The sequence below is a fragment of the Fulvimarina manganoxydans genome (assembly GCF_900176465.1).
GTDB lineage: Bacteria > Pseudomonadota > Alphaproteobacteria > Rhizobiales > Rhizobiaceae > Fulvimarina > Fulvimarina manganoxydans.
In genome coordinates, this window is sequence record NZ_FWXR01000004.1 from 201000 (window position 1) to 212978 (window position 11979).

11 protein-coding genes and 1 tRNA gene are annotated in these 11979 nt (G+C 61.9%); 10 read left to right on the top strand and 2 right to left on the bottom strand.

Annotation, left to right across the window (positions count from 1 at the left end):
• Window positions 1-36 precede the first annotated feature (36 nt).
• Both B9A15_RS07065 and B9A15_RS07070 read right to left on the bottom strand, forming a co-directional pair.
• A complete protein-coding gene (locus tag B9A15_RS07065; RefSeq protein ID WP_084409337.1) occupies window positions 37-684 on the bottom strand; it encodes a hypothetical protein in 648 nt (215 codons plus the stop codon).
• Complete coding sequence (locus tag B9A15_RS07070; RefSeq protein ID WP_084409338.1) at window positions 671-1597, bottom strand: hypothetical protein; 927 nt, start codon at window positions 1595-1597, stop codon at window positions 671-673. Before B9A15_RS07070 ends, B9A15_RS07065 begins: the two co-directional genes overlap by 14 nt.
• 283 nt (window positions 1598-1880) lie before the next feature.
• On the opposite strand from B9A15_RS07070, the gene B9A15_RS07075 reads away from it, so the two are divergent.
• The 10 genes from B9A15_RS07075 (at window position 1881) to rpoB (ending at window position 11910) form a co-directional block, all read left to right on the top strand.
• Entirely contained in the window at window positions 1881-2573 is a 693-nt protein-coding gene (locus B9A15_RS07075) for a glycosyltransferase family protein (protein WP_084409339.1), read from the top strand.
• Window positions 2574-2715: 142 nt separating this feature from the next.
• Window positions 2716-3555: a hypothetical protein gene (locus B9A15_RS07080; protein WP_084409340.1), complete on the top strand. Its 840-nt coding sequence runs from the start codon at window positions 2716-2718 to the stop codon at window positions 3553-3555.
• Window positions 3556-3769: 214 nt separating this feature from the next.
• A tRNA-Trp gene (locus B9A15_RS07085) sits at window positions 3770-3845 on the top strand.
• A 132-nt stretch (window positions 3846-3977) separates the two neighbouring features.
• Complete coding sequence (gene secE / locus B9A15_RS07090) at window positions 3978-4175, top strand: preprotein translocase subunit SecE (RefSeq protein WP_084409341.1); 198 nt, start codon at window positions 3978-3980, stop codon at window positions 4173-4175.
• Window positions 4176-4212: 37 nt separating this feature from the next.
• The gene (gene nusG / locus B9A15_RS07095) at window positions 4213-4743 is read left to right on the top strand and encodes a transcription termination/antitermination protein NusG (RefSeq protein WP_084409444.1); all 531 of its coding nucleotides are present in this window, start codon (window positions 4213-4215) and stop codon (window positions 4741-4743) included.
• 148 nt (window positions 4744-4891) lie between these two features.
• Window positions 4892-5320: a 50S ribosomal protein L11 gene (rplK, locus tag B9A15_RS07100; protein WP_084409342.1), complete on the top strand. Its 429-nt coding sequence runs from the start codon at window positions 4892-4894 to the stop codon at window positions 5318-5320.
• 5 nt (window positions 5321-5325) lie between these two features.
• On the top strand, window positions 5326-6030 hold the full coding sequence (gene rplA / locus B9A15_RS07105; protein ID WP_084409343.1) for a 50S ribosomal protein L1: 705 nt from the start codon (window positions 5326-5328) through the stop codon (window positions 6028-6030).
• Window positions 6031-6426: 396 nt separating this feature from the next.
• Window positions 6427-6945 (top strand): 50S ribosomal protein L10, encoded by a 519-nt coding sequence (rplJ, locus tag B9A15_RS07115; protein ID WP_084409345.1) that lies wholly within the window; start codon window positions 6427-6429, stop codon window positions 6943-6945.
• A 54-nt stretch (window positions 6946-6999) separates the two neighbouring features.
• The gene (gene rplL / locus B9A15_RS07120; protein ID WP_084409346.1) at window positions 7000-7377 is read left to right on the top strand and encodes a 50S ribosomal protein L7/L12; all 378 of its coding nucleotides are present in this window, start codon (window positions 7000-7002) and stop codon (window positions 7375-7377) included.
• A 393-nt stretch (window positions 7378-7770) separates the two neighbouring features.
• Complete coding sequence (rpoB, locus tag B9A15_RS07125) at window positions 7771-11910, top strand: DNA-directed RNA polymerase subunit beta (protein ID WP_084409347.1); 4140 nt, start codon at window positions 7771-7773, stop codon at window positions 11908-11910.
• Window positions 11911-11979 lie beyond the last annotated feature (69 nt).

The window sequence follows — 11979 nt, forward strand, 5'->3', positions numbered from 1 at the left end:
CCGCGAGCGGCTTAGGGGCGGTCTCAGCCAACATGATCACGACACCAGCCGCAGGCCGAGATCGGTCGCGAGATCGGGCTCGGAGGTCGCAAGGCGCGGATCCTTCGCCAATGCCGAGAGCACGGCCCGATCCTCATCCACCTGATAGCGGGTGCGTCCCAGCTGATTATAGGAATGGCCGGCCTTGCTGAGCGAGATGCCGGAGAGAACAATTTCCGGGACGCCGAAATGGAGACCGAGACAGGCCGCCGCGACGCCGTTCGACACCTTGTCCCAGGGGCCGACATTTTCGAGGCGCACGCCGCTGACCGTCTCGACCAGTGCGTCGCGCTCTGCCTTGGTAAATTTGGCGACCCAGCCGATTGAGCGATGGGGTTTGGTCAAAAGCAGGAGGCGGAGCATGGGCGCGGGGATGGTGTGAATCCAGATCAGCGCCTTGGTGTCGAGCTTCGGATGCTCGCTCCAGCTCTTCTTCTTTGTTCGGATGGTGAGATCGGCCGGGCCGAGACCGAGTTCCTGCGCCGTACGCCCGGCATTGTTGATGTCGACCCGCGCATAGTGGCCGGTGAGGGAAGCGGGGAGGATCGGATCGGGCGCCGAGCCGAAGACGATCCAGCCTTTTGAGGAGAGGTCGAGCTCGTCGACGATCTTGCCGATCCGTTTGAGGCTGTTACGCCGATTCATCTATCTTGTCCTGGTAACCGAAACGCGCTCTTGCCCCGTCCATGACCGAGCCGAGCGCGTTTTGAAACTGATCGGAATTCTTGATTGCCCAACCCTTGGCCGTCCAGATGGCCGAGTTCGGATAAAACTCGTAATCGCAGAGCGAGACGGGAACTTGGCTGCGCGCGATCGGGTGGACTCGATCGAGCGTCTGGAGGAGGAAATTCATCTGGATCTGATCGACATGGTAGCGCGGCTTCAGACGGAATGCCGAAAGAAGCGCCTCGCGCAGCGCTCTTGAGAAGAGTTTGCCGTCCGTCGTCGGCTCAACGCCGATCGCGCCGGCCATGAAACGTCGCGAGGCCGACCGCTCGTTGCGCGCATAAAGCTGAATGTCGCTCATCCCGCGCGCTGCCTTATAGACCGGCCAGATATCCTTGAGGACCAACGCATCCACATCCATGCAAAAGACGCTGTCCTCGCAGAGATCGAGAAGGGTCGGCAGGAAAACGAAGCGCGCGCTCGTATAATAGATCGCCTTGATCGCCAGCTCGTCCGGGATCGCACTCTCATCCGCCGACCAGCTGACCCGAAAGGGCGCGAGGGTGTTGGCCAGCGCCTCGATCCGATCGAGTGTCTGCTGAGAGGGGCGGATGAGCACGATATGGATCTGGGTCTCGGGCGCGTTGAGCGCGCAGGAGAGGATCAGCGGGATCGCGAAATTGCCGAAATAGACGTCGTCGGCAGCCGCGAGAATGCAGGGGCGGCCGATCTCGGGCTTGCGGAGGACCGTGTGCCGGGTGGCGTCGCTCGTAGCCGGAATGCGTCCGCGGGCTGCGCGCAGTGCGGTGCCGGTCGCGATCGCCTGAAGGGCGAGCCGGCGCCAGAGCGGATGTCGCTTCTTCTTGATGATGTGCGGTTGTTCGTTCGTCATACGGCTCTCATGGGGTGTTTCCGGTTCGCCGTCGAGTCCGTGTCTTCGCCGATACGCCTTGCCGAGGAGTCTGGACACCATGATCGCAGCTGAATGGGGGTGATAAGAGGACTTCAAGCCGCCGCTTTACATCGTGTCGGCCATTTTACCCGGCAGACGACAAGGACGACCTTCGCCAAAGCGGCCCACCACTGGTGAGGATTTACCTTGCCGTGGCGAGGCGATAGGTAGCGGAGGATTTCAGTTTCAATGCTCCCCCTGAGGAGCCTGCCGAGAGGGTCTCATGTCGATCGACGTTGCACGCGTATTCATCGGTTTCGATACGAAGGAAGTGATCGCCTATCACGTCCTGTGCCAGAGTATTTTGGAAAACTCGACGATGCCGGTCGAGTTTTCGCCGCTGGTTCTGTCGAATCTGAAGGGGGTCTTCGACCGCGAGCGCAACAGCCTCCAGTCGACGGAGTTTTCCTTCTCGCGCTTCATGGTGCCTGCCCTTTGCGACTATCAGGGCTGGGCGCTCTTCATGGATTGCGACATGCTGATGCGCGCCGATATCGCCGAGCTTTGGGCCCTGCGCGACGAGCGCTATGCGGTGCAGTGCGTCAAGCACGACTACACGCCGAAGGTCGAGACGAAGTTCCTCGGCCAGACCCAGACCAAATACGAAAAGAAGAACTGGTCGAGCGTCATCCTGTTCAATAATGCCAAATGCCGGGCGCTGACGCCGGATTATGTGAACACGGCGACCGGTCTGCAGCTGCATCAGTTCAAATGGCTGGAGGGCGACGAGAATATCGGCGAGATCCCGGCCGAGTGGAACTGGCTCGTCAACGAGTACGACCACAAAGACGACGCCAAGAACGTCCATTTCACCGATGGCGGACCGTATTTCGAGGAATATAAGAACGACGACTATGCCGATGAGTGGTTTGCCGCCCGCGAGCGCACTCTCTTCGTTCAGCAGCGCGCCGGCTGAGGCACACGCATCTGAACGGATGAGACGGCAGGCCGCTGGCAATAGCGGCCTACCGTTCATAACTGGCGCTCGAAATGAGGGGGCGTGCGAGGTCTTCGCGGCAAACCGGTCCTGAGCGGCCGCGACGAAGGGGAAACGAGGCATGGCAGCGAATTGGCATGCGAGTGAGGACGACTGGCGAGCCTATTTCTCAGCCTTTCCCAAAATCGTGCTGGTCGCCAATAGCGATGCGGCGGATATGAGCGGCTTGCGCGAGCGCCATGGCGCGGACGCGCTCTATGTCTTCTTCAACAAGGCCTACAAGGTCCTCACATCACCCTTTGAAGGGCGGGCTCTCTTGGTGGCCCGCTCCAGCCCGGCCGGCGCGAATATCGTCTATCGCAAGGAGGTGGGCACCGTGCTCGACTGTTTTGCGCCGGGATCGCTCGACGGCATCCTCAACCTCACCTGCGGTGGAGAAGAAGCACCAAGTCCCGCGAGCGATTTCGGCGGGGCGAAAGTCGGCTGGTTCCACGCCGGGCCGTTGATGACGGATTTCTATCCCCAGACCCATCTGCCGACGAGCGGTTTTGCCCTCGCGGTCTTTCTATCGGATATGATGCCGTCTCGCGTGGTTCTCGAAGGCTTCTCCGCCGTTCGCTCCGTACGCTGGAAGCTCTTCGACGATCACGATTGGACCTTCGAGCAAACCGTCATTCGTCTTCTAGGGCGCACGGGGCGCCTCGTGGTGCCGGGTTTGTCGGATCGGCCGCCGCTCGTCCGCATTGCTTCTCGCTATCCGGACATACCGGTCGAGACGATTGCTCTGGCATCGGAAGAGGTTCTAGCGACGCGGCTTGCCTCGGCGAACCAGGCGATTGATCGGCTCTTTCAGCTAACCCGCGTGAATGCTGGCTTCGACGGCTTCTTGCGGCGCCTTAAGCCAAAGACGCGCAAGGAGCGCCTGCAGGAATCGAAAAATCGAGACGGCAAGCAGTCATAGACTTTGTCTTGGCCGCGGAGCGAATCGCGGAGCCCCAAGCCCGATCACGTGTAAGAGCGGCGTCAGAGTGGACGGCAATTGATCGGACGTTCTGGAACACAGATGCGTGAACCTCAGCCCTGCGGTGTTTCGCAGCCCCCGCACCCCGTCTTCGCCCGCCCAGCAAGAATCGGCTTGCACTCGGGCGAAGCCGGCTTTATGTCAGCGGCTGCGAAGGGGTATAGCTCAGTTGGTAGAGCGGCGGTCTCCAAAACCGCAGGTCGGGGGTTCGAGCCCCTCTGCCCCTGCCATTTATCGCAAGCGACGAATGGCCCTTGAGAATCGCCGCGACAGCGGTTAAGTGTTCTAAAAGGTTTTGAGGCGCGTGGGGCCGGGGTGGCCTGCACGCGCTTTGGCCGTGACCAATCGATAGCTGAGTTTCCATGGCGAAGACCAATCCCTTCACGTTCCTGCAGCAGGTTCGCAGCGAAACCTCGAAGGTTTCCTGGCCGACTCGCCGGGAGACCATGATCTCGACGATCATGGTGTTCGTGATGGTCGCCTTTGCGGCTGCTTTCTTTTTCGTGGCCGACCAGGCCCTCGGCTTCGCCGTCGGCTTTATCATGAATGCCGGCGCCTGAGGGCGACAGCAAATTTTTCGGAGTTGATACGAGTTTCATGGCCGCTCGCTGGTACATCGTTCACGCCTATTCGAATTTCGAAAAGAAGGTCGCCGAATCGATCGAAGAGCAGGCCCGGCAGAAGGGTCTGACCGAGAAGTTCGAAAAAATCCTCGTCCCGACCGAAAATGTCGTCGAGGTGCGCCGTGGCCGAAAGGTCAATGCCGAGCGCAAGTTCTTTCCCGGCTATGTCCTGGTGAAGGCGGAGCTGACCGATCAGGTCTTCTCCCTCATCAAGAACACGCCGAAGGTGACTGGCTTCCTCGGGCCTGACAATCGTCCGGTCCCGATCACCGAGAAGGAAGCGAACCAGATCCTGAATCAGGTTCAGGAGGGTGTCGAGCGGCCGAAGCCGACCGTTTCCTTCGATGTGGGTGAACAGGTCCGCGTCTCCGACGGTCCGTTCGCGTCCTTCAACGGCGTGGTTCAGGAGGTCGACGACGAGCGGGCGCGGCTCAAGGTCGAGGTATCGATCTTCGGGCGTGCGACGCCGGTCGATTTGGAATTCGGTCAGGTCGAAAAGGTCTGATCGAGAAGGGCTCTCTTACGAGGGGCCTCAAGCGTGCGGAAGGCGAGCGGGGCCATTCAGCCGACCCGTGACCCGCACCGCGCGGACTGCAAGAGAGGCCGAGGCGGCGATGACGCCGGGATCGGTCGTCTAGAAGAAGGCAGGAGATATGGCTAAGAAAGTTGCGGGCCAGCTGAAGCTGCAGGTCCCGGCCGGTTCGGCGACCCCGTCGCCCCCGATCGGCCCGGCGCTCGGTCAGCGTGGCATCAATATTATGGAGTTCTGCAAGTCGTTCAACGCGCAGACCCAGGAAGCGGAGAAGGGCTCCCCGATCCCGGTGGTCATCACATACTACCAGGACAAGTCCTTCACCTTCGCGATGAAGACCCCGCCGGTGAGCTACTTCCTCAAGAAGGCGGCGAACCTCAAGTCGGGTTCCAAGACCCCCGGCAAGGCGACCGCCGGGAAGGTGACGCGCGACCAGCTGCGTGACATCGCCGAGAAGAAGATGAAGGACCTCAACGCCTACGACATCGACGCCGCTATGGCGATGGTCGAGGGCTCTGCCCGGTCCATGGGTCTCGAGATCGCGGAGTAAGAACGATGGCAAAGATCGGTAAGCGCATCCGCGCCGCCCGCGAGGGCCTCGACCGCGTCAAGCTCTATGGGCTGGAGGAAGCGGTCGAACTTCTCAAGTCGCGCGCTAGCGCCAAGTTCGACGAGACGGTTGAGATTGCGATGAATCTCGGCGTCGATCCCCGTCACGCCGACCAGATGGTCCGCGGCGTGGTCAATCTGCCGAATGGCACGGGCCGCGACGTTCGCGTCGCCGTCTTCGCGCGTGGCGACAAGGCTGACGAAGCCCGCGCCGCCGGCGCCGATATCGTCGGTGCGGAAGACCTGGTCGAGCAGATCCAGGGCGGCACGATCGATTTCGATCGCGCGATCGCGACCCCGGATATGATGGCTCTGGTCGGTCGTCTCGGTAAGATCCTCGGCCCGCGCGGCCTGATGCCGAATCCGCGCGTCGGCACGGTGACCCCGGACGTCACGGCTGCCGTCAAGGCTTCCAAGGGCGGTGCCGTCGAGTTCCGTGTCGAGAAGGCTGGCATCGTCCATGCGGGCGTTGGCAAGGTCTCCTTCGGCGCCGATGCGATCGCGGAAAATATCCGCGCGTTCGCTGATGCGGTGAACAAGGCCAAGCCGTCGGGCGCCAAGGGCAACTATGTCAAGCGTGTCGCGCTGACCTCGACCATGGGTCCGGGTGTCAAGGTCGACCCGTCGACGCTGGCCGTCGCTTCGGCCTAATCGCCGGAACGACAACATCTTTTCATGGGCGGGTCGCGCACCTATATGTGCGGCTCACCCATTCGAGTTTCCGGGTTCTGCCCGGATTAAGGGAAGGCGGCTTTCGCCTTCCTTTCAAATGCCTGTCCGAGATTGAGGGCGGGCCGCATCATGCGGTCCATAATCGTCAGAAAGCCTTCATGAGACGGGGTGAAGTCCCGAATTTGAAGGGAGCGGATCGCTCCTTGCATCTTCGGTTCGAACCTCTGAATGCCTTGCGCCGCCTGCTGGTTCCCTCGGGAATTGTCAGGATCGGGTGAGGGGACAGGATCTCCGAGCGTCGTCCGGATGATCCCGGGCGGCAAAAGGCAACCGGCTCCATTCTCGAAAGGGATAGGAGCCAACTGGAGAGAGGCAGTGGACAGAGCGGAAAAACGCGAATTCGTCACGACGCTGCACGAGACCTTCAAGGACTCGGGCGCTATTGTCGTGGCCCACTATGCCGGCCTCACCGTCGCGCAGATGAACGATCTTCGTTCGCGTATGCGGGACGCGGGAGCCACCGTCAAGGTCGCGAAGAACCGCCTCGCCAAGATCGCTCTTCAAGGCACGGACGCCGAAGGCATCTCGAACCTGTTCGAGGGCCAGACTCTGATCGCTTATTCCAGCGATCCGATCGCGGCGCCGAGGGTCTCCAACGATTTCGCCAAGGGGAACGACAAGCTCGTCATCCTCGGCGGAGCGATGGGATCCACAACGCTCGACGCAGACGGTGTGAAGGCTCTCGCCACCATGCCGTCGCTGGACGAATTGCGTGCGAAGCTGGTCGGTATGATCCAGACCCCGGCTACGCGCATCGCAGGTGTCGTTCAGGCCCCGGCGGGACAGCTCGCCCGGGTGCTCAACGCGTATGCCACGAAGGACGAAGCGGCGTGAGGCAATGGTTCCTCGCTGCTCAACTCAAATTGTTCGAACTGAAGGAAGAGAAACATGGCTGATCTCGCCAAGATCGTTGAAGACCTGTCCGCTCTGACCGTCCTCGAGGCGGCCGAGCTGTCGAAGATGCTCGAGGAGAAGTGGGGCGTTTCCGCCGCTGCTCCTGTGGCCGTGGCCGCTGCCGGCGGTGGTGCCGCTGCCGCTCCGGCCGAGGAAGAGCAGACCGAGTTCAACGTGATCCTCGCTGACGCTGGCGCTCAGAAGATCAACGTCATCAAGGAAGTCCGCGCGCTCACCGGCCTCGGCCTCAAGGAAGCCAAGGACCTGGTCGACAACGCTCCGAAGCCGGTCAAGGAAGGCGTCGACAAGGACGAGGCCAACAAGATCAAGGAGCAGCTCGAAAAGGCTGGCGCCAAGGTCGAGCTCAAGTAAGGGCGGCGGATGCCGCGCTGAAAATCATGCGATTGACGCGGGCGGGACGGCTTTTGCCGTTCCGCCTTGCGTGCTGGAATAATGGTCCTTTCGCCGTGATCCCGTCTGGCGGGTCATCGGCAGCCCGGATGAGAGGCCTTAAGGACGCAAGACGATCGCGGGGCCGTCGAGGCTCCGACGAAGAGGCCAAATGGTCTCGGATAACGATATGGCAATGCGCCGGACGCGGCGCGTTTCCGGACGGCTCGACGGATTGAGCCATGCGGAAACGCGGGTCCCGAGGTCCCGGTTTCGAAATTCCCCGTCCGCGCCGCCAGCGGACGGTGCTTCCCTTAAGGAAGCCCATCATTCAGCCCTCTGGTCAAGGGCGAGACGTCACGAGAAGGAGCGACGATGTCACAGACGACGACGTTCAGCGGTCGCAGGCGCGTGCGCAAAGTCTTCGGTCACATCCCCGAGGTCGCGGAGATGCCGAACCTCATTGAGGTTCAGAAGGCTTCCTACGATCAATTCCTGATGGTCGAAGAGCCTGTCGGCGGTCGCGCCGACGAGGGTCTTCAGGCCGTCTTCAAGTCGGTCTTCCCGATTTCCGACTTTTCCGGCCAGTCTATGCTCGAATTCGTTAAGTACGAGTTCGAGGCGCCGAAATTCGACGTCGAGGAGTGCCGTCAGCGCGATCTCACCTTCGCCGCGCCCTTGAAGGTGACGCTTCGTCTGATCGTGTTCGATATCGACGAAGACACCGGCTCCAAGTCCATCAAGGACATCAAGGAGCAGGACGTCTATATGGGCGACATGCCGCTGATGACGTCGAACGGCACGTTCATCGTCAACGGCACCGAGCGTGTGATCGTCTCGCAGATGCACCGCTCGCCGGGCGTCTTCTTCGACCACGACAAGGGCAAGTCGCACTCCTCCGGCAAGCTGCTCTTCGCCGGTCGCGTGATCCCTTATCGCGGGTCCTGGCTCGACATCGAGTTCGACGCCAAGGACATCGTCTATGCGCGTATCGATCGTCGCCGCAAGATCCCCGTGTCCAGCCTTCTCATGGCGCTCGGCATGGATGGCGAGGAGATCCTTTCGACCTTCTACAATATGGTCGAATTCTCCAAGGACAAGATCGGCTGGCGTGCGCCTTTCTCGGTCGAGCGCGTGCGCGGCCAGGGCATGCTCACCGATCTCGTCGACGCCGACACCGGCGAAGTGCTGGTCGAGGCCGGCAAGAAGGTCACCGCACGTCAGGCGCGTCAGCTCGCCGAAAAGGGCGTGAAGGCGATCCGTATCAGCGAAGAGGATCTCTACGGGAACTATCTCGCCGAGGATATCGTCAACTTCGCGACGGGCGAGGTCTATCTCGAAGCCGGCGACGAGCTCGACGAGAAGACGCTGAAGACCCTGGTCGATGCCGGTTACGAGACCTTCTCGGTCCTCGATATCGATCACGTCAATATCGGCGCCTATATCCGCAACACCCTGGCGGCCGACAAGAACGAAAGCCGTCAAGACGCCCTGTTCGACATCTACCGCGTCATGCGTCCCGGCGAGCCGCCGACGATGGAGACGGCGGAAGCGATGTTCAATTCGCTGTTCTTCGACGCCGAGCGCTACGACCTTTCGGCCGTGGGTCGCGTGAAGATGAACATGCGTCTGGAGGTCCAGGCCGAAGACACCGTGCGCACCCTGCGCAAGGAAGACATCATCGCGGTGGTTCGGACGCTGGTCGACCTGCGTGACGGTCGCGGCGAGATCGACGACATCGACAATCTCGGCAATCGCCGCGTGCGGTCGGTCGGCGAGCTCATGGAGAACCAGTATCGCGTCGGTCTCCTGCGCATGGAGCGCGCGATCAAGGAGCGTATGTCCTCGGTCGAGATCGACACGGTCATGCCGCAGGATCTGATCAACGCCAAGCCGGCGGCTGCCGCCGTGCGCGAGTTCTTCGGCTCCTCGCAGCTCTCGCAGTTCATGGATCAGACGAACCCGCTGTCGGAGATCACCCATAAGCGTCGTCTCTCGGCGCTTGGACCGGGCGGTCTGACCCGCGAACGCGCGGGCTTCGAGGTTCGCGACGTCCATCCGACCCATTACGGCCGCATCTGCCCGATCGAGACGCCGGAAGGCCCGAATATCGGTCTGATCAACTCGCTGGCGACCTTCGCGCGCATCAACAAATACGGCTTCATCGAGAGCCCGTATCGCCGCGTCATCGACGGCAAGGTGACCAACGAGGTCGTCTATCTGTCGGCGATGGAGGAATCCAAGCACCACGTCGCGCAGGCAAACGCGATCCTCACCGACGAGGGCGGGTTCCAGAACGAGTTTGTGGTCTGCCGCCATCAGGGCGACGTCTTCATGACGCCGCGCGAGAATGTCGATCTCATGGACGTCTCGCCCAAGCAGCTCGTTTCGGTTGCCGCCGCGCTCATCCCGTTCCTCGAGAACGACGACGCCAACCGCGCGCTGATGGGCTCGAACATGCAGCGTCAGGCCGTGCCGCTGGTGCGGGCCGAGGCGCCCTTCGTCGGCACCGGCATGGAGCCGGTGGTGGCGCGTGACTCCGGGGCGGCCATCGGTGCGCGTCGGACGGGTATCGTCGACCAGGTCGACGCGACCCGTATCGTCATCCGCGCGACGGAAGATCTCGAAGCCGGCAAGTCCGGCGTCGACATCTACCGACTGATGAAGTTCCAGCGCTCCAACCAGAACACCTGCATCAATCAGCGTCCGCTGGTGACCGTGGGCGACAAGGTGAACAAGGGCGACATCATCGCGGACGGTCCCTCGACCGATCTCGGCGATCTCGCTCTCGGCCGGAACGTGCTCGTCGCCTTCATGCCGTGGAATGGCTACAACTACGAGGACTCGATCCTTCTTTCGGAGCGGATCGTTGCCGACGACGTCTTCACCTCGATCCATATCGAGGAATTCGAGGTGATGGCGCGTGACACCAAGCTCGGGCCTGAGGAGATCACGCGCGATATTCCGAACGTGTCGGAAGAAGCGCTGAAGAATCTCGACGAGGCCGGCATCGTCTATATCGGTGCCGAGGTTCAGCCGGGCGACATCCTGGTCGGCAAGATCACGCCGAAGGGCGAAAGCCCGATGACGCCGGAGGAGAAACTCCTGCGCGCCATCTTCGGCGAGAAGGCCTCGGATGTTCGCGACACGTCGAGCCGCATGCCTCCCGGCACCTACGGCACGGTGGTCGAGGTTCGCGTGTTCAATCGTCACGGCGTCGAAAAGGACGAGCGTGCCATGGCGATCGAGCGCGAGGAAATCGAGCGGCTCGCCAAGGACCGCGACGACGAGCAGGCCATTCTGGACCGCAACGTCTATGGCCGTCTGACCGAGATGCTCGCCGGCAAGATGGCGATCTCCGGGCCGAAGGGCTTCAAGCGGGGCACCCAGCTTTCGCCCGAGATGATGGAGGAATATCCCCGCTCGCAGTGGTGGATGTTCGCCGTCGAGGACGAGAAGCTCCAGGGCGAGCTCGAGGATCTGCGCAACGTCTATGACGAGGCCAAGAAGACCCTCGAAGCCCGCTTCATGGACAAGGTCGAGAAGGTCCAGCGCGGCGACGAGCTGCCCCCGGGCGTCATGAAGCAGGTGAAGGTCTTCGTCGCGGTCAAGCGCAAGATCCAGCCAGGCGACAAGATGGCCGGCCGTCACGGCAACAAGGGTGTCGTCTCGCGCATTCTGCCTGTGGAGGACATGCCCTTCACGGCGGACGGTACCCATGTGGACATCGTGCTCAACCCGCTCGGCGTGCCCTCGCGCATGAATGTCGGACAGATCCTCGAGACGCATCTCGGCTGGGCCTGTGCCGGCATGGGTAAGCGGATCGGCGAGATGCTCGAAGCCTACAAGCAGGACCAGAATGTCGAGCCTCTCCGCCAGGAGATCTCGGGCCTGCTCGGGGACAACGAGCGCAACGAGCCGGTGAAGACCTATGACGACGACAGCGTCGTCACGCTGGCCAAGCAGATGACCAAGGGCGTCTCGATCGCGACCCCCGTCTTTGACGGTGCGAACGAGAAGGACATCGTCGAATGGCTGGAGAAGGCCGGGCTGAATGGTTCGGGGCAGGTGACGCTCCATGACGGGCGTACCGGCGAACCCTTCGACCGTCAGGTGACCGTCGGCTACATCTATATGTTGAAGCTGCACCACCTGGTCGACGACAAGATCCATGCCCGTTCGATCGGCCCGTACTCACTGGTCACCCAGCAGCCGCTGGGCGGCAAGGCGCAGTTCGGCGGTCAGCGCTTCGGTGAGATGGAGGTCTGGGCTCTCGAAGCCTATGGTGCCGCCTACACGCTGCAGGAAATGCTAACGGTGAAGTCGGACGACGTCGCAGGCCGTACCAAGGTCTACGAGGCGATCGTGCGCGGCGACGACACCTTCGAGTCCGGCATCCCCGAGAGCTTCAACGTTCTCGTCAAGGAGATGCGCTCGCTGGGTCTCGACGTCGATCTGTCGAACGCGCCCGAGCGCGCCGGTGGGCCGGAAGAACTGCCAGACGCCGCGGAGTGATCCGCCGCGAATCCATGACCGCCGGCTTTACCAAGCCGGTCGATGCCGGCGACCCTTTCGGGGCCGCCG